This is a genomic window from Streptomyces barringtoniae, assembly GCF_020819595.1.
Taxonomy (GTDB): Bacteria; Actinomycetota; Actinomycetes; order Streptomycetales; family Streptomycetaceae; genus Streptomyces; species Streptomyces barringtoniae.
On sequence record NZ_JAJHNP010000022.1, the window covers coordinates 17,569 to 35,524 of the forward strand.

A 17,956-nucleotide genomic window follows, 5' to 3' on the forward strand; every position below is an offset into this window, starting at 1 on the left:
GTGAAGTTGCTTGTGGCGGACGGAGTCTGTGGCCAAGCGGTCCAAGGTCCGTGATTTCACCTCGGGTTCGGCTGACAGTGCGGTGAGCTCAAGAACGCGTTCCCGGCCAACGGTTCCTTCTGGGGCGCGGATTGTCCCGGTGTGGCGGGTGCCCGAGAACTCTCCTGCGGGCCTCTGCGCATCCAGGTGTGCGCAGAGGTCTCGTGGCCAACGCCGCTATGGACGGCGCCAGTTCGGCGCGCGCCGTCTGCTCGGCCGAAGGGCGCAGCCGGGCACCTGCGAGGCAGCTTCCGCCGCGCGAGCGACCGCACGGTGAGCTGGGGCGGCCACATGGCGGGCGAAGACACCTTCGGTGGCGAAATCCAGGAAATACGCGGCGATTTGCCTGGCCTGCCTTCTCAACTCTCCCAGATGGCCTGTGAGCACGGACAGTGGACACCCGCAACGTGCAACTCAAAGGCCACGGACAACGCTTGAGGGCACGGGACGGGGAACGCCTCACACCTTCGGCTCCACCTGAGCCAGTCCCCGCAACGCCCCGGGCAGGAACCGTGACAGCAGATGCGCGCCGCGCGCCTCCGGTGTCACCGGCACCACAGCCCGGTTGCGGGCCACGGCGTCCAGGATCGCCTCGGCGACCTTCTCCGGTGGGTAGTTGCGCAGGCCGTACAGGCGGGCCGAGTTCTTCTGGCGGCGGCGCTCCTCCGCCTCGTCCACACCGGCGAAGCGGGCCGTGGAGGTGATGTTCGTGTTGACGATGCCGGGGCAGATCGCGCTCACCCCGATGCCCTGACCGGCGAGTTCGGCGCGCAGGCACTCGGAGAGCATCAGCACCGCGGCCTTGGAGGTGCCGTAGGCGGGCAGGGCCCGGGAGGGCTGGAACGCCGCCGCAGACGCGATGTTGACGATGTGGCCGCCCTGGCCGCGCTCGGCCATCCGCGCGCCGAAGAGCCGGCAGCCGTGGATCACGCCCCAGAGGTTGACGTCCAGAACCCTGCGCCAGTCTTCGGTGGTGGTGGCGAAGAAAGAGCCCGACAGCCCGATGCCCGCGTTGTTGACCAGCACGTCCAGCACGCCGTACTCGCGGTGCACCTTCTCCGCGAGCTTCTCCATCGCCTGCTCGTCGGAGACGTCGGCCGTCTCCGCCCAGGCCTCGGGCGCGCCGGTGAGCCGGGACAGCTCGGCGGTGCGGGCGGCGGCCTCTGCGTCGCGGTCGACGGCCACCACGCGCGCGCCGGCCTCCGCGAACGCGAACGCCGTGGCCCGGCCGATGCCACTGCCGGCCCCGGTGATCAGGACCAACTGGCCGCCGAACCGGTCGGCGTGGCGGCCGGTGGCCTTCGGTTCGGGGCGGCCGCCGTCCACGGACATGATGAACTCCTCGATCCAGGAGGCGAGTTGATGAGGGCGGGTGCGCGGCACCCAGTGCTTGGCCGGGAGCGTGCGGCGGGTCAGTTGCGGCACCCACCGCTCCAGGTCGTCGTACAGGCGCTCCGAAAGGAACGCGTCCCCCTGGGGCGTGATGAGCTGCACGGGCGCGTGCGCGTACGCGTCCGGGCGCGGCCTGAGCAGCCGTGGGCGGACGTTGTCCCGGTACAGCCAGGCGCCGTGCGCCGCGTCGGAGGGCAGGGACGAGGTCGGGTAGTCGCCCCCCGGGACCTTCTCCACCCGCTGGAGGATCTTGGGCCAGCGCTTGCCGAGCGGGCCGCGCCAGGCCAGTTCCGGCAGGGCCGGAGTGTGCAGCAGGTACACGTACCAGGACTTGGCGCCCTGGCCGAGGAGCTGGCCCACCCTGCGGGGCGTGGGACGCCGCACGCGCGCGTTGATCCAGTGCCCGAAGTGGTCCAGGGACGGGCCGGAGATCGAGGTGAAGGAGGCGATACGGCCCTCGGTGCGGCCGACCGTGACGAACTCCCAGGACTGCACCGAGCCCCAGTCGTGCCCCACCAGGTGGACCGGGCGGTCCGGGCTCACCGCGTCCACGACGGCCAGGAAGTCGTCGGTGAGCTTGGGCAGCGTGAAGCCGCCGCGCAGCGGCCGGGGCGCCGTCGAACGGCCGTGGCCCCGGACGTCGTACAGGACCACGTGGAAGCGGTCGGCCAGGCGGGCGGCCACCTCGGACCAGACCTCCTTGCTGTCCGGGTAGCCGTGCACCAGAACCACCGTGGGCTGCTCCGGATCGCCCAGCTCGGCCACGCACAGCTCGACCCCGCCGGTCGCCACCCGGCGCTCCCGCGCACCCTTCAGCGCCACGTTCGCCGTCGCTCCTCCCGACACGTCCGCCGTCACTTCTCCTCCGCCCAGCGCCGCACGTGCGGCAGATCGTCGTCCAGCCAGAACGCGCTCTGCTCGGGGTCCTTCGAGTCGGTGACCACGAGGATCTCCTCGAACTTGGCGCCCGTTCCCCGGAAGCCGAGGTGGGGTTCGACCGCCCACAGGCCCGGCTGCGGAGGATGGTCGGAGAAGCGGTACGGCGACCACAGCGGGGACCAGCCCTCGCGGTGGCCGTGCAGCGCGTCGGCGGCCAGGCCCTTCAGGGACTGCGTACCGAACCCGAAGAGGTGGGGAGAGAAGCGGCGCTGCTTCACGCGGTCCACCTTGTGGGCGATCACGCCGAAGGGGTACGCGCGATGCCGGTTGGCATAGCCCTGGCGGACCATGAGCCGGTCCACGTCCTCGTAGATCTCGCGCAGCGGGCGCCGTTCGCGCACCTCGTGCAGGATCAGCTCGCGATGGGCTTCCAGGTCGGCCATCAGCCGGTCCTGCACCGGGTTGACGCCGAGCGAGCCCGAGTAGCCGATGTCCGCCGTGTATCCCTCGCAGACGGGTGCCATGTCCAGGATGAACGGCATGCCCGGCTCCAGGGCGCGGTCGGTGGGGAAGAACTGCAGAGGTATGCGGAAGTTCACGAACGCCGTGCGGTCGCCGAACCAGGCGAAGGGCAGGTGGAACCAGTCCCGCACCCCGCGCTCGCGCAGCCACTCCCGCTGCATCCGCGCCGCCTCGCGCTCGGTCATGCCCGGCTCCAGCCGCGCCGCGACCGCCTCCGCGCACTCGTAGGCGAGGCGCTGCACCCGCCTGAACCCCCGCAGTTCCACGGGGAGTTCGCTGCTCACTGCCGTCGTCATGCCGCCCCGTCCCGTCGCGGCGTCGACTCGTCCCGTCGATGCGCCGACTCGTCTGTGGACCGCCGTACTCGTCCGTAACTTGACACTGGTGAATGTGGCAGTTGTTAGAGGCCGCGTCAATAGGAGGGGTGACAGGCTGTGGAGAACCCGGGGTAACCCTTAGGCGTGGCTTCCCCTAGGGCCCCGTAATACTTGGGTCTGACGCGAAGACGGCTCTGAGGTCTGACGACCGGCGTGGCCCGCATCACTACCGTCGTATGCGTGACTGTGATCGCGACCGAAAGCCTGAGCAAGCGGTTCCCCCGGGTGACCGCGCTCGACCGGCTGTCCGTGGACATCGGGCCCGGTGTGACCGGACTCGTCGGAGCCAACGGCGCCGGCAAGTCCACCCTGATCAAGATCCTGCTGGGTCTGTCCCCCGCCACGGAGGGCCGCGCCGAGGTGCTCGGCCTCGACGTCGCCACCAAGGGCGGCGCCATCCGCGAGCGCGTCGGCTACATGCCGGAGCACGACTGCCTGCCACCGGACGTCTCGGCCACCGAGTTCGTCGTCCACATGGCACGCATGTCCGGCCTGCCGCCCACCGCCGCGCGCGAACGCACCGCGGACACCCTGCGCCACGTGGGTCTGTACGAGGAGCGCTACCGCCCCATCGGCGGCTACTCGACGGGCATGAAGCAGCGGGTCAAGCTCGCCCAGGCGCTGGTGCACGACCCGAAGCTGGTGTTCCTGGACGAGCCGACCAACGGCCTCGACCCGGTCGGCCGGGACGAGATGCTCGGCCTGATCCGCCGCATCCACACCGAGTTCGGCATCTCGGTCCTGGTCACCTCCCACCTCCTCGGTGAACTGGAGCGCACCTGCGACCACGTCGTCGTCATCGACGGCGGCAAGCTGCTGCGCTCCAGCTCCACCACCGACTTCACGCAGACCACGACCACCCTCGCGATCGAGGTCACCGACAGCGACACCCACCCCGACGGAACCCGCGCGGTCCGCGACGCGCTCCACGCGCGCGGAGTGGAGACCGAGAACGAGGGCGCCGGACTGCCCGGCGCCGGACACATCCTGCTGCTGACCGCCCAGGGCGAGGAGACCTACGACCTGGTCCGGGACGTCGTCGCCGACCTCGGCCTGGGCCTGGTGCGCATGGAGCAGCGCCGGCACCACATCTCCGAGGTGTTCACCAGCAGCGCCGAGCACAGCGGCGACGAGCAGCGGAAGGAGGCCGTCCGTCATGGCGGTTGAGCGCCCTTTGCAGCCCCTGACCTCTCCCGCGGGCGACCAGACCCGCATCCACGACATCGGCTATCGCGGCTACGACGGCCCCCGCCTCGGCCGCGCCTACGCCCGCCGCTCGCTGTACTCGCAGTCCCTGCGCGGCGCCTACGGCCTCGGCCGCTCGGCCAAGTCCAAGGTGCTGCCGATGCTGCTGTTCGCCGTGATGTGCGTGCCCGCGGCCATCATGGTGGCCGTCGCGGTCGCCACCAAGGCGCACGAACTGCCGGTGGCCTACACCCGCTACGCGATCATGCTGCAGGCCGTGATCAGCCTGTACGTCGCCGCGCAGGCACCCCAGGCCGTCTCCCGCGACCTGCGCTTCAAGACCGTACCGCTGTACTTCTCGCGGCCCATCGAGACCGCCGACTATGTACGCGCCAAGTTCGCCTCGCTCGCCTCGGCGATCTTCATCCTGACCGCCGCTCCCCTGCTCGTGATGTACGTGGGCGCGCTGCTGTCCAAACTGGGCTTCGCCCACCAGACGAAGGAATTCGCCGAGGGACTGGTCTCCGTGGCCCTGCTCTCCCTGCTCTTCGCCGGCATCGGCCTGGTCATCGCCGCCGTCACCCCGCGCCGCGGCTTCGGCATCGCCGCCGTGATCGCGGTGATGGTCATCTCCTACGGAGCGGTCAGCACGCTCCAGGCCATCGCCAATGTGCAGAACCACACCTCCGCCATCCCCTGGATCGGCCTGTTCTCGCCCATCACGCTCATCGACGGAGTCCAGTCGGCCTTCCTGGGCGCGACCGCCCGCAACCCCGGCGCGGTCGACCCGTCGGCCGGGCAGGGCGTGGTCTACGTCCTGGTCGTGCTCGCCCTGATCGCCGGCAGCTACGGCCTGCTGATCCGCCGCTACAAGAAGGTGGGACTGTGACCACGCTCAGCATCGACCACGTCTCGCGTTGGTTCGGCAACGTGGTCGCCGTCAACGACATCACCATGACCATCGGCCCCGGCGTCACCGGCCTGCTCGGCCCCAACGGCGCCGGAAAGTCCACCCTGATCAACATGATGGGCGGCTTCCTCGCCCCCTCCACCGGCACGGTCACCCTCGACGGACAGCCGGTGTGGCGCAACGAGCAGATCTACCGGCACATCGGCATCGTCCCCGAGCGGGAGGCGATGTACGACTTCCTCACCGGCCGCGAGTTCGTCGTCGCCAACGCCGAGCTGCACGGCCTCGGCGAGAAGGCGGCCCAACGGGCGCTCGCCACGGTCGAGATGGAGTACGCGCAGGACCGGAAGATCTCCACGTACTCCAAGGGCATGCGGCAGCGCGTGAAGATGGCCAGCGCCCTGGTCCACGACCCGTCGCTGCTGCTGCTGGACGAGCCGTTCAACGGCATGGACCCGCGCCAGCGCATGCAACTGATGGACCTGTTGCGGAAGATGGGCGACGAGGGCCGCACGGTGCTGTTCTCCTCGCACATCCTCGAAGAGGTCGAGCAACTCGCCCGGCACATCGAGGTCGTCGTCGCGGGCAGGCACGCGGCCAGCGGCGACTTCCGCAAGATCCGCCGGCTGATGACCGACCGCCCGCACCGCTATCTGGTCCGCTCGAGCGACGACCGCACCCTCGCGGCCGCGCTGATCGCCGACCCGTCGACGGCCGGCATCGAGGTCGACCTGACCGAGGGCGCGCTGCGCATCCAGGCCGTCGACTTCGGCCGCTTCACCGCCCTGCTGCCGAGGGTCGCCCGGGACCACGGCATCCGGCTCCTCACGGTCTCGCCGTCCGACGAGTCCCTGGAGTCCGTCTTCTCGTATCTGGTCGCGGCGTAGGAGGCCGAAGATGTACGACCCCACCGTCGCCCGGCTCACCTACCGAGCCCTGCTCGGCCGCCGCCGGGCCCTCATCCTCGGCGCACTGCCGCTGCTGCTGATCATCATCTCCGTGGCCGTGCGCGGCCTGACCGGAGCCGACGACCAGACCGCCTCCGACGTGCTCGGCGGCTTCGCGATCGCCACGATGGTGCCGATCATCGGCGTCATCGCGGGCACGGGCGCGATCGGACCGGAGATCGACGACGGCTCCGTCGTCTATCTGCTGTCCAAGCCGCTGAAGCGGCCGGCGATCATCTTCACCAAGCTGATCGTCGCCATCGCCGTGACCATGGTCTTCTCGGCGGTGCCCACCCTGATCGCGGGCCTGATCCTCAACGGCAACGGCCAGCAGGTCGCCGTCGCCTACATGATCGCCGCGCTGGTGTCCTCCATCGCCTACTCGGCGCTGTTCCTGCTGCTCGGCACGGTCTCCCGGCACGCCGTGGTCTTCGGGCTCGTCTACGCGCTGGTCTGGGAGGCGCTGTTCGGCTCGCTGGTGCCCGGCGCGCGCACCCTCAGCGTCCAGCAGTGGTCGCTGGCCGTCGCCCACAAGGTCGTCGGTGGTGACCTGGTGACCTCGGACGTGAGCCTGCCGACGGCCACCGTGCTGCTGGTGGCGGTGACCGTGCTGGCCACCTGGTACGCCGGGCAGAAGCTGCGGACGCTGAAGCTGGCGGGCGAGGAGTAGGCGCAGCGGGGCCCGGCCCGGCTCCGGCGGCCTTGACGGCGACTTCACCTCGGTCCGGGCAGACTGGACAAAACCGGATGTACGGCTAGGAGGCCGGTGATGGCAGAGGAGACGCCGAGCGACGACGGGCGGGGGCGGACCGAGGGCGCCGGGGCAGACGTCTGGGACGGCCTGGTCCTGGACGAGGACTTCATACGGGGTGCCGAGACCTCCGAGCCGTCCGCCCGGGCCCGCATGCTCGCCGCCCGCTGGCGCGCCGAAGCCCCCGAGCCGCAGCCCTGGCGCTCGGACGAGGCGCCGGCCGGCTGGTTCTTCAGCAAGGCGCGCAGACGCAGGTGGCGTCGGCGGTAGCCGCGCGTCCTTTATTCGGTGGCACCCAACTCGGCGGTGAGGCACAGTGGCTGTGCCCCATCCGCCGGGATCGTCCCGGCGTCGTGTACCGGGAGTGGAGGTGGACGATGTCCATGCACGGCAGTACGTCCAGCTCCCGACAGGGCAGCCCGAGGCCGGCTCCGGTGTAGTTACCCCGCCGTAGAGCCCGAGGGGCTGCCCGGGGCGGCCGCTTCGAGCACGCGATGTCGCTCTCGCGTGGGCCGCCCACCCGGAGGATTGGCCGAGTGGTAAGGCACCGGTTTGCTAAACCGTGGTCGGGTCTGGAAAGCCCGCGCACGTTCGATCCGTGCATCCTCCGCGAGACGTTTTCACTGGGACCTGGTCGGGTTGTCAGCCGGGTGGGTGCCCTGCACGACGGTCACGCCACCCTGATCCGCACCGCGCGCGAGATCGCCGGCCCGGATGGCGAGGTCGTCGTGGAGCAGCTGCCCGCAGTGGTGGTGCCGCGGAAGGCGACGGCACCGCGGTCTCCGGCGGGAACCAGCCGCTAAGCCAGCAGTCGCTCCAGCACCACCGCGATGCCGTCCTCCTCGTTGGAGGAGGTCACCTCGTCGGCCACCGCGCGGAGTTCCTCGTGGGCGTTGGCCATGGCCACGCCCCGCGACGCCCAGGCGAACATCGGGATGTCGTTGGGCATGTCGCCGAAGGCGATCGTGTCCGCGGCCTTCAGGCCCAGGCGGCGGGCTGCCAGGGAGAGGCCCGTGGCCTTGGACAGGCCCAGTGGCAACAGCTCCACGATGCCCTCGCCCGCCATGGCCACGGTGACGAAGCCTCCGGCGGCCTGCCGGGCGGCGTCCGCCAGCTCGTCGTCGCCCATCGTCGGATGCTGTATGTAGATCTTGTTGAGCGGAGCCGTCCAGAGGTCGGACGCGTCCGTGAAGGGGGTCGCCGGGAGCTTGCCGGTGACCGCGTAGCCCGGACCGACCAGCACCTCGCCGTCGAGGCCGTCCCGGCTGGCCGCCAGGTACAGCGGACCCACCTCGGCCTCGATCTTGGCCAGCGCCACACCCGCCAGCTGCCGGTCCAGGGTGACCGAGGTCAGCAGGCGGTGCGCCCCGGCGTCGTAGACCTGCGCGCCCTGGCCGCAGACGGCGAGGCCCTCGTAGCCGAGGTCGTCCAGGATGTGCCGGGTCCACGGGACCGCGCGGCCGGTGACGACGATGTGGGCCGCGCCCGTCGCGGTGGCCGCGGCGAGCGCGTCTCGGGTGCGCTGCGAGACCGACTCGTCGGAGCGCAGGAGCGTTCCGTCGAGGTCGGTCGCGATCAGCCGGTAGGGGAAGCCCGTCACTTGGCGACCGGCTCCAGGACCTCCCGGCCGCCCAGGTACGGGCGCAGCACCTCGGGGACCCGGACGGAGCCGTCGGCCTGCTGGTGGTTCTCCAGGATCGCCACGATCGTGCGCGGTACGGCGCACAGCGTGCCGTTGAGGGTGGCGAGCGGCTTGACCTGCTTGCCGTCGCGGACGCGGATCGACAGGCGGCGGGACTGGAACTCGGTGCAGTCCGAGGTCGAGGTCAGCTCGCGGTACTTGCCCTGGGTCGGGATCCAGGCCTCGCAGTCGAACTTGCGGGCGGCCGAGGCACCGAGGTCACCGGAGGCGACGTCGATGACGCGGAAGGGCAGCTCGAGCGAGGTCAGCCACTGCTTCTCCCACTCCAGCAGCCGCTGGTGCTCGGCCTGGGAGTCCTCGGGGGCGACGTACGAGAACATCTCGACCTTGTCGAACTGGTGCACCCGGAAGATGCCCCGGGTGTCCTTGCCGTGCGAGCCGGCCTCGCGGCGGAAGCAGGGCGAGAAGCCCGCGTACCGCAGCGGCAGCTTGTCGGCGTCGATGATCTCGTCCATGTGGTACGCGGCCAGCGGGACCTCGGAGGTGCCGACCAGGTACAGGTCGTCCTTGTCGAGGTGGTAGACGTCCTGGGCCGCCTGGCCGAGGAAGCCGGTGCCCGCCATGGACTGCGGGCGCACCAGCGCCGGGGTGAGCATCGGCGTGAAGCCGGCCGCGGTGGCCTGCGCCATCGCCGCGTTCACCAGGGCCAGCTCGAGCAGGGCGCCGACACCGGTGAGGAAGTAGAAGCGGGAGCCGGAGACCTTGGCGCCGCGCTCGACGTCGATGGCGCCGAGCAGCTGGCCGAGCTCCAGGTGGTCCTTGGGAGCGAAGCCCTCGGCGCCGAAGTCACGGATCGTGCCGTGCGTCTCCAGCGTGACGAAGTCCTCCTCGCCACCGACGGGCACGTCGGGGTGGACGAGGTTGCCGAGCCGGAGCAGCAGCTCCTGGGTCTCGGCGTCGGCCGCGTCGCGCTCGGCATCGGCGGCCTTGACGTCGGCGGCGAGCTGGCTCGCCCGCTTCAGCAGCTCGGCCTTCTCGTCGCCGGTGGCCTTGGGGATGAGCTTGCCGAGCTGCTTCTGCTCGGCGCGCAGCTCGTCGAAGCGGACGCCGGAGGACCTGCGCCGCTCGTCGGCAGACAGGAGGGAGTCGACGAGCGCGACGTCCTCTCCACGGGCACGCTGGGACGCGCGCGCACGGTCGGGGTCCTCACGGAGCAGGCGAAGGTCAATCACGAGGCCAAGGCTACCGGTGCGGGCTTGTCGCTCACGAATCCCTATTCCACCGAGTTCGGATTCGCCACCCTTTGTCGCTTACGTTCCGTTATGCACGCATTGCGTAACGTATCGGAACATATCCAAACACGTCAGAAAGCGTCGGAATGCGTCGTGACGTGCCAGAACAAGCCGTCAAGGAAGAGTGTCTCACTCCCTGGGACGGGGCAGGTCCAGGCGCCGCGTTGACCGGATTCCCTTGTGGAGGCCGGGACTTCGTGAGGCCGCTGTCCACAGGAATCCACACCCTCCCAAGAGTTATCCACAGGCTGTGTGGAAGGTCTGTGGATTTCGGAATTGATCACTCCGGATCATCGTGACGCACTCAGGAATTCCCAGGGCATACGCATGTCACACCCACTTTTGAGTGGAAAGGGGTCGCTCCAAAAGATGAATCAACGGAAACGAGTGGACGAAGGGTGAGGTGTGGGATGGTGGCCGCATCGGGGACGCGAGGGGAGATTTGTCGACCGACTCACGCACCCTTGTCGACTTGTCCCCAGGTCGAGAAGCTGACCTGTGGATAACTTCTGTGGATAACGAAGATATGCAGGTAGTACTGGCCGGAAGTAGTCTACGGCCGCCTCAGAACCGGCCGTCCTGGCAGCGCGCCACCCAGTCCGCCGCCGCCACGAACTCCTCGTCCGACGTCCCCGGCCGGGTCCCCGGAGCCTCGTCGGGCCGGATGTCCGCACGTGGATAGGAGCCGAGGAAACGCACCTGCAGACAGATCCGCTTCAGACCCATCAGCGCCTCCGCCATCCGCCGGTCGGAGATATGGCCCTCGGCGTCGATGCAGAAGCAGTAGTTGCCGATGCCGGCGCCGGTCGGCCGGGACTGCAGCAGCATGAGGTTGATGCCGCGCGAGGCGAACTCGCCGAGCAGGTCCCGCAGCGCACCGGGGTGGTCGTCACGCTGCCACAGCACCACCGAGGTCTTGTCGGCGCCGGTCGGCGCGGCGGGCCGGGCCGGGCGACCGACCAGGACGAACCGGGTCTGCGCGTTCTCCGCGTCGTGGATGCCGGTCTCCAGGGCCTCGAGGCCGTACCGGGCGGCGGCGAACTCGCCCGCGAAGGCGGCGTCGTAGCGGCCCTCCTGGACCAGGCGGGCGGCGTCCGCGTTGGAGGCGGCCGACTCCCAGTGGGCGTCCGGGAGGTGCTTGCGCATCCAGTTGCGCACCTGCGGCTGGGCCGCCGGATGGGCGGAGACCGTCTTGATGTCCGTGAGTTCCGTGCCGGGCCGGACCAGCAGCGCGAAGGTGATCGACAGCAGCACCTCGCGGTAGATCATCAGCGGTTCGCCCGCGACCAGCTCGTCCAGGGTGGTGGTGATGCCGCCCTCGACGGAGTTCTCGATCGGCACGAACGCGGCCTCGGCCTCGCCGGCCCGCACCGCGTCCAGCGCGGACTGCACCGACACATAGGGGACGAGCTCCCGGGTGGCCGCTTCCGGGAGCGTCCGCAGGGCGACTTCGGTGAAGGTGCCCTCGGGGCCGAGATACGCATAGCTCGCTGGCATGTCCTCACCCTAATGGCGCCACGGCGAGCCGTCCCCTCTGTCTCACGACAGCCACTCGACCGGGTGGTTTGACGCCGGAAAGCCCAGCAGAACCGGTAAACCCCGTAACCCCGTAACCCCGTAGCTCCGTAGCCAGTCGGGCTCCGGGCTAGCCCTCCAGCAGCCGCTGCCCCACGTACTCACCCTGCGCTGCCCCGCCCGGGACCGCGAACAGTCCGCTCGCCTCGTGCCGGATGTACTGCGACAGCGCGTCGCCCCGGTCGAGCTTGCGCTGCACCGGGACGAAGCCGCGCAGCGGGTCGGCCTGCCAGCAGACGAAGAGCAGACCGGCGTCGGGCGTGCCGTCCGGGTCGAAGCCGTCGTGGTAGGAGAAGGGGCGCCGCAGCATGGCCGCGCCGCCGTTCTTGTCGGGCCGGGTGATCCGGGCGTGCGCGTTGAGGGGGACGACGTACTCGCCCTTGGCGTCGGTCTTCTCCAGGTCCATGGGGGTCGTCTCGTCGCCCCCGGACAGCGGCGCCCCGTTGGACTTCCGGCGCCCGATGACCGCCTCCTGGGCCGGCACCGACAGCTTCTCCCAGTCGTCGAGGAGCATGCGGATGCGGCGTACGACGGCGTACGAGCCGTTCGCCATCCAGGCCGGTTCGCCCGAGGCGGGCACGAAGATCCGCCGGTCGAAGTCGGAGTCGGCCGGCTTCGGATTGCGGGTGCCGTCCAGCTGGCCCATGAGGTTGCGGGCGGTCATGGGGTGTGCGGTGGCGCCCGGCGTGCGGTTGAAGCCGTTCATCTGCCAGCGCAGCCGGGCCGCGCCGCCCGCGTCCTTCTGGATCGCGCGCAGGGCGTGGAAGGCGACCAGGGCGTCGTTCGCACCGATCTGCACCCACAGGTCGCCGTCGCTGCGTGCCTTGTCGAGGTGGTCGGAGGAGAAGTCCGGCAGCGGGTCCAGCGCGGCCGGCCGCTGCTTGTCCAGGCCGGTCCTGCCGAAGAAGGAGTGCCCGAAGCCGAAGGTGATCGTCAGCGTGGAGGGCCCGGCGTCGCGGGCCACATCGGTGTCGTCGTGCGGCGCGGCCTCGCCCGCCATGAGCCGCTCGGCCGTCGTGGACCAGCGGCGCAGCAGGGCCGCGGCCTCCTTGCGTCCGGCGCCCGCCGCCAGGTCGAAGGCGGCGAGGTGGCCGCGCGCCTGGAGGCCCTCGGTGATGCCGGGCTGATGTTTCCCGTGAAACATCGCCCGGTCGGAGCCCACCGACGTCAGCGGGGTGGCCGGAGCGGGCGCGGCGGCATAGCCCACGGCCCCGCCGGCCGCGCCGAGCACGAGCCCGGTGGCGCCCGCGGTGCCGAGCAGGGCGCGCCGGGAGAGGCCCACGCCGTCGCGGGACGTGGCGTCCTGCGCGGAGGACTCGGGCGTACGGGCCTGAGGGACGGACTGGTCGGGCATGGTGTCGTTCAGCCGATCTGCGCGTTCTTGGAGACGGTCACCTGGTCGATGTCGGAGGTCCGCACGGTGACGGCGATCTTCCAGTCGCCCGCCATGGGGATCTGCACTCCGCTCGCCGACCAGTGGCCGGTGGTGATGTGGTCGGGGGTCACGGGGAGCGGGCCGATCTTCTTCGCCTCGAGGGTGAAGGCGACCTTCACCTCGGGGACGTCGAAGGCCCGGCCGTTGGGCCGCTGGACGTAGACATGCATCTCGTTGCCGCCCACGCGGGCGGGGTCGAGGTCGATGCTGACGACACCCTTGCCGTCGGCGCCGCCGGTGTCGAAGGGCATGTCCAGGGTCAGCGCGCCGTTCGAAGGCGCTGTGGCCGCACCGGAGGACGACGAGGAGGCGGCCTTGGCGTCGAGTTCGGTGCGGCCCGGCTCGGTCTGGGTCAGCCAGGTGGTGACGGCGAGCAGTACGACCGCGACACCGGCCTCGGCGAGCACCGTACGGCGCAGACCGAAGCGGTTCGCGTCGCCGTCCCGCAGCCGCTTCTGCCGGGCGGCGTCCATCGCGGCCCGCTGCCGGGCGAGCTGGGCGGCGCGCCGGGAGTCAGCGGAGCCGGTGTTCTTCCCGGCCGCCTTCGCCGCGGTGACGCGCTCCTTCTCGGCTTCCCCGTCGATGTCGACAACGGCGGTGTCGTCGGCGTTGTCGGCGAGCCGCCCCGTCCACCGCCGCGAGATCGAGGCGATGCCGACCAGCAGCGCCACCAGCCCGATCTTGACCAGCAGCAACTGCCCGTAGCGGGTGTCGGTGAACGCCGACCAGGCGCCCAGTTGCCGCCAGGACTGGTAGACACCGGTGGCGATGAGCACGACGACGGAGCCGAAGGCCAGCCGGGAGAAGCGGCGGACGGCGGCGGACTCCACCGGTGTCCCGGCGGGCGCCCGGTACAGGGCGACCAGCAGGGCGGTGAGCCCGCCCAGCCAGGCGGCGACGGCGAGCAGATGGACGACGTCGACGGGCATGGCGATGCCCGGCTGGAGCCCCACCGAGGCGTGCTCGGCCATGGCCCAGCTGCTCGCGAGGCCCGCCGCGACGACCACGCCGCCGATGGCGAGCCCGAAGGTCAGATCGCGCTTGTCCGGGCCCTCCTCGCGCTTGGTGAAGGCGCCGAAGAGGACGGCGATGAACAGCGCGGCGGCGGCGAGCAGCAGCAGCCGGGAGACCAGCGCTGCGCCGGTCTTGGTCTGCAGCACCTGGCCCAGCAGTCCGAGGTCGAAGACGTCGGCGAACTTCCCGGAGGTGGTGTACGAGCCGCGCAGGAGCAGCAGCCACAGGGTGGCCGCGGTGAGCGTGAGCCAGCCGCCGACCACCAGCCGCTGCAGGGCCCGTACGCCCGCGCCGCGCTGCCAGCAGGCGAGCACGAAGGCCGCGCCGCCGGCGAGGACGATGAACCCGGCGTACGACGCGTACCGCCCGAACGCGTAGAGCCCGCCCACGGCGCCGCCGCCCGCGACCGGCCCCGTGCCGGAGACCACGGTCTGCGAGGGCGCCCCGATGGAGAAGGTGTAGGCGCCGGAGACGGGGTGGCTGTCGGCCGAGACGACCTGGTAGGTCACCGTGTAGGTGCCGTCACCCAGGCCGCTCCTGAGCTTCACGGCGTACGTCGTCCCGCTCAGGTTGGCCGGTGTGCCGGTCTGGACCGGCTTGCCCCGGGGGTCGAGGACGCGCAGGGAGTCGTCGTTCATCGCCACCTTCTCGGAGAAGGTGAGCGACACCTGGGCGGGTGCCTGCTTGACCACCACCCCCTGTGCGGGGTCGCTGCCGGTCAGCGCCGCGTGCGCGGAGGCCGGTCCGGCACCCGCGAGCAGTGCGCCCAGGACGGCGAGGAGCAGCAGCACCAGGATGCGCAGGCTGCCCCGGTGTCCCGTGGGGGTGATGGTCAGCGTCACGGTGGTCGGTCCCTCCCTCAGTGGCCGGTCGACGGGTTGTACGTGGCGGACTTCACCGGCATCTCGACGGTGAGGGGCCCGGACTCGGCGAAGGTGAGCTTCACGGTGACCGTCTGGCCCTGCTCCGGCTTGTGCTTCAGCTTCTCGAACATCAGATGGTTGCCACCGCTTTTGAACACGAGTTGACCGTGGGCGGGTATGGCGAAGGAGCTCTTCTCCTGCATGGCGCCGCCCACGGTGCTGTGCATGGTGATCTGGCCGGCGACGTCACTGGTCACCGAGGTCAGCGCGTCCTCGGCGCCTCCCTTGTTGGTGATCGTCAGAAAGCCGGCGGCCATGTCGGCGGAGACCGGCTGCGGTATGTACGGCCCGCTCACCGACAGTTCGGCCTTCGAGGACCCGGGATCGGAGTCCGAGCCGGAGCCCGAGCCCGAGCCCGAGCAGCCCGCGAGGGTCAGGGCGCCGGCGAGCGCGGCGGCCGCGGTGCCGAGGACAGAACGGCGCCTCACGGGTTCGCCCCCTTGACGAGCTTGGGCAGGTCCTTGGTGTAGTCGTCGACGGTGGTGTCCTCGCCGTAGAGGACGTAACCGCCGTTCGTCTTCGGGGAGAAGGCGATGACCTGGGTGCCGTGGACGGAGACGAGCTTGCCGTTCTTGTCCTTCGTCGTCGGCTCCACGGAGATGCCGACCGAGCGGGCACCGGCCTGGATGGTGGCGAAGTCCCCGGTCAGGCCGATGAACTGCGGGTCGATGCCCTTGAGCCACTTGCCCAGCCCGGCCGGGGTGTCGCGGCCGGGGTCGGTGGTGACGAACACGACCCGCAGGTCGTTCTGCTCGGCCCTGGGCAGCGCCTTCTTGGCGACGGCGATGTTGCTCATCGTCGTCGGGCAGATGTCGGGGCAGTGGGTGTAGCCGAAGTACAGCAGGGTCGGACGGCCCTTGGTCTCCTGGCGGAGGTCGTACTTCTTGCCGTGCGTGTCGGTGAGGACCAGGTCCGGCTTCTCGAAGGGCTGGTCGAGGACCGTGCCGGCCTTGCCCGAGTCGGACTCCTCCGAGACCACGGAGACCGGCGACTTGCCGTCGTTCCCGCTGCCGCAGGCGGAGAGGGTCAGGGTGGCGGCGGCGAGCAGCGCGGCCGCGGCGAACGTCTTCTTGCGCATAGAAAAATGTCCCAGATGTGAGTAATCCGGCGCGCACCGGGGGGCGTACGACAGCCAGGACAGCGTCGCACGCGCCGCACGCCCCCCGGTGCGCGGTCCGGAACGGCCTAGGCGGTCCGGCGGCGGCCGGCGAGGACGCCGTAGGCGACGCCCGCGACGCCGACGGCGATGCCGGCCACGGCGAGCACGCGCGCGGTGGTGTCGGTGTCGTGGGAGCCCGATCCGGAATCGGCGGCGGCCGTGGTCGCGGCCTTGTCGGAGGCGTCCTCCGCCGTGCCGTGGTGGTCGTCGGCCGCGGCGGACAGCTGCAGCACCGGAGCCGGGTTCTCCGGCTCGTCCTGCCCGGCCTGCGGCACCTCGATCCAGCGCACGACCTCCTTGTCGGAGTACGTCTGGAGCGCCTTGAAGACGAGCTGGTCGGTGTTCTCGGGCAGGGCGCCGAGGGAGAGCGGGAACTTCTGGAAGTAGCCGGGCTGGATGCCCTTGCCGTCGGCGGCGGTCCAGGTGACCCTGGTGACGGCCTCGTCGATCTTCTCGCCGTGCATGGTCAGCGGCTTGGCCAGCTTGGTCTTGGTGACCTGCACGTTCCAGCCGGCGACGGGCTGGGTCATGACCGAGGCGAGCGGGTGGTCGGCCGGGAAGTCGACCTCGACCTTGGTGGTCGAGGCGTTGTCGCGCTCGTTGGGGACCTTGAAGTCGACGACCGCGTAGCCGCCCTTGGCCGCGGCGCCCTCCGGCTGCACGGAGACGTGTGCGAAGGCGGGTACGGACAGCGCCAGTACGGCCGTGCCCGCGGCGCCGGCGGCGGCGAGGGCACGGGAAGCGATACGAGAAGCCTGCATGGCAGGAGCACTCCACTCTGAGAGTTCCGGTGAGGAAGAGAGGTACGCGCACGCGCGCGTGCCGCGCGACGGCGGCAGCTCTCTCCCCGGATCCGTGGAGTGGTGCGCGCGTCGCGTCAGGAGGCGAGACGGAAGCCGGCGGCGGGCGGGCCGCGGCGGATCACCGTGTGCTGGAGTGCGATGGTGTGCGGGTCGGGTGCCTCGTCCCGGGCGGTACGACGGCCGCGCGGGAGGAGCCGCGGGGCGGGCAGCAGCCCGGCGCACAGGGCGCGCGTCAGCGCGAGCGCAGCGCGCAGGGACCGCACGAGCGCCCCCTCTGTGACTCCGTGCGCCGACAGTTCGATCAGACGCAGCAGCGCCAGGTCGCCGCGCCGCAGCAGCCAGCCCGCGGCGACGGCCGCGAGGGCGTGGCCGAGCAGCATCGGCAGCGAGGGCAGCAGCCCGGCGGAGGAGCCGGTGGCGTCGTACGCGTGGTGCGTGCCGCCCATGACCGCAACGGGCCGGCCCGAGCGGTCGACGAGGTGAGCGGCGAGCAGCAGGTGGAAGGCGCGCCCCGGGGTCAGGGCGGTCGGGCTCGCCCCGCACAGCAGTCGCGCGGCCTGCTCGACCAGCGCGGGGTCGCTGAGCGAGGAGCCCGCCGGGCCGGTGGAGTGCATCGACCCCATCGACCCCGTCGCCATCCCGCCGGCGGCCATGGCGGTCCCGTGCTGGCCCAGCCCGAACAGCGTGTGCAGGGCGGTCTGGCCGAGCGCGAGGAGTGCGGCGATGCCCGGCAGCGAGCGGGTCCGCCCGGCGAGCGGCACCACGAGCAGCAGACAGCCGAGGAAGCCCGCGCCCAGCGTCCACAGGGGCACGCCCGCGCAGGAGGCGAGGGTGTGCCCGCACGCGGCCAGCGCGACGCAGACCGCGGCGAACACCGCGGCCCGCAGGATCCGGAGCCCGGCTCCGGGTTGCGCCGTGCGCGCGTGGGGGGCAGTCATGGCGGCCTCATCATCGCACTGCGCCTACCGGCGGCCTGTGGCAGGGCCGGGGGATCGTCCCTCATACACTGATTCCTCCCCAAACGCATCGGCTGTATGGGCGGAGTCACGTCAACTGTGTGCTTACGGTCCCCTACGGGCGGCAATACGTATCGGTATGTCGTTCCGCGGCC

The 17,956-nt window shown here is 70.9% G+C and carries 16 protein-coding genes, 1 tRNA gene and 1 pseudogene; 7 read left to right on the plus strand and 11 right to left on the minus strand.

What is annotated here, in order from left to right; translation table 11 throughout:
- Positions 1-498: 498 nt before the first annotated feature.
- Complete coding sequence (locus LMU33_RS32035) at positions 499-2,253, minus strand: SDR family oxidoreductase (RefSeq protein ID WP_228624405.1); 1,755 nt, start codon at positions 2,251-2,253, stop codon at positions 499-501.
- A 32-nt stretch (positions 2,254-2,285) separates the two neighbouring features.
- Positions 2,286-3,128: a M24 family metallopeptidase gene (locus LMU33_RS32040; RefSeq protein ID WP_228624290.1), complete on the minus strand. Its 843-nt coding sequence runs from the start codon at positions 3,126-3,128 to the stop codon at positions 2,286-2,288.
- Between the two features lie 267 nt (positions 3,129-3,395).
- Here LMU33_RS32040 and LMU33_RS32045 point away from each other — a divergent pair, with 267 nt between their 5' ends.
- The 7 genes and pseudogenes from LMU33_RS32045 to LMU33_RS32075 all read left to right on the plus strand — a co-directional run.
- Complete coding sequence (locus LMU33_RS32045; RefSeq protein WP_228624406.1) at positions 3,396-4,376, plus strand: ABC transporter ATP-binding protein; 981 nt, start codon at positions 3,396-3,398, stop codon at positions 4,374-4,376.
- Positions 4,366-5,283 carry an ABC transporter permease subunit gene (locus LMU33_RS32050; RefSeq protein WP_228624291.1) on the plus strand — a complete coding sequence of 306 codons (918 nt, stop codon included), beginning with the start codon at positions 4,366-4,368 and terminating at the stop codon, positions 5,281-5,283. The genes LMU33_RS32045 and LMU33_RS32050 overlap by 11 nt, the downstream gene beginning before the upstream one ends.
- Complete coding sequence (locus LMU33_RS32055) at positions 5,280-6,191, plus strand: ABC transporter ATP-binding protein (protein ID WP_228624292.1); 912 nt, start codon at positions 5,280-5,282, stop codon at positions 6,189-6,191. The genes LMU33_RS32050 and LMU33_RS32055 overlap by 4 nt, the downstream gene beginning before the upstream one ends.
- A 10-nt stretch (positions 6,192-6,201) precedes the next feature.
- The gene (locus tag LMU33_RS32060; protein ID WP_228624293.1) at positions 6,202-6,921 is read left to right on the plus strand and encodes an ABC transporter permease; all 720 of its coding nucleotides are present in this window, start codon (positions 6,202-6,204) and stop codon (positions 6,919-6,921) included.
- A gap of 99 nt (positions 6,922-7,020) precedes the next feature.
- Entirely contained in the window at positions 7,021-7,272 is a 252-nt protein-coding gene (locus LMU33_RS32065; RefSeq protein ID WP_228624294.1) for an SGM_3592 family protein, read from the plus strand.
- 252 nt (positions 7,273-7,524) lie between these two features.
- A tRNA-Ser gene (locus LMU33_RS32070) sits at positions 7,525-7,612 on the plus strand.
- Positions 7,605-7,733, plus strand: a pseudogene (locus LMU33_RS32075) (pantoate--beta-alanine ligase); the annotation flags it as partial. The gene LMU33_RS32070 and the pseudogene LMU33_RS32075, both read left to right, overlap by 8 nt.
- Before the next feature lie 68 nt (positions 7,734-7,801).
- On the opposite strand, the gene LMU33_RS32080 reads toward LMU33_RS32075, so the two are convergent.
- The 9 genes from LMU33_RS32080 to LMU33_RS32120 form a co-directional block, all read right to left on the minus strand.
- Entirely contained in the window at positions 7,802-8,602 is an 801-nt protein-coding gene (locus LMU33_RS32080) for an HAD family hydrolase (protein WP_228624295.1), read from the minus strand.
- Complete coding sequence (gene serS, locus LMU33_RS32085) at positions 8,599-9,876, minus strand: serine--tRNA ligase (protein ID WP_228624296.1); 1,278 nt, start codon at positions 9,874-9,876, stop codon at positions 8,599-8,601. The genes LMU33_RS32080 and serS overlap by 4 nt, the downstream gene beginning before the upstream one ends.
- A gap of 624 nt (positions 9,877-10,500) precedes the next feature.
- The gene (pheA, locus tag LMU33_RS32090) at positions 10,501-11,433 is read right to left on the minus strand and encodes a prephenate dehydratase (protein ID WP_228624297.1); all 933 of its coding nucleotides are present in this window, start codon (positions 11,431-11,433) and stop codon (positions 10,501-10,503) included.
- A gap of 148 nt (positions 11,434-11,581) precedes the next feature.
- The gene (gene efeB, locus LMU33_RS32095) at positions 11,582-12,865 is read right to left on the minus strand and encodes an iron uptake transporter deferrochelatase/peroxidase subunit (RefSeq protein ID WP_228624298.1); all 1,284 of its coding nucleotides are present in this window, start codon (positions 12,863-12,865) and stop codon (positions 11,582-11,584) included.
- Positions 12,866-12,873: 8 nt separating this feature from the next.
- On the minus strand, positions 12,874-14,802 hold the full coding sequence (locus tag LMU33_RS32100; RefSeq protein WP_228624299.1) for a copper resistance CopC/CopD family protein: 1,929 nt from the start codon (positions 14,800-14,802) through the stop codon (positions 12,874-12,876).
- Between the two features lie 17 nt (positions 14,803-14,819).
- Entirely contained in the window at positions 14,820-15,311 is a 492-nt protein-coding gene (locus LMU33_RS32105) for a copper chaperone PCu(A)C (RefSeq protein ID WP_228624300.1), read from the minus strand.
- Positions 15,308-15,961 (minus strand): SCO family protein, encoded by a 654-nt coding sequence (locus tag LMU33_RS32110; protein ID WP_228624301.1) that lies wholly within the window; start codon positions 15,959-15,961, stop codon positions 15,308-15,310. The genes LMU33_RS32105 and LMU33_RS32110 overlap by 4 nt, the downstream gene beginning before the upstream one ends.
- 107 nt (positions 15,962-16,068) lie before the next feature.
- Entirely contained in the window at positions 16,069-16,803 is a 735-nt protein-coding gene (locus LMU33_RS32115) for a YcnI family copper-binding membrane protein (protein ID WP_228624302.1), read from the minus strand.
- A gap of 116 nt (positions 16,804-16,919) precedes the next feature.
- The gene (locus LMU33_RS32120; protein WP_228624303.1) at positions 16,920-17,783 is read right to left on the minus strand and encodes a hypothetical protein; all 864 of its coding nucleotides are present in this window, start codon (positions 17,781-17,783) and stop codon (positions 16,920-16,922) included.
- Positions 17,784-17,956: the final 173 nt, after the last annotated feature.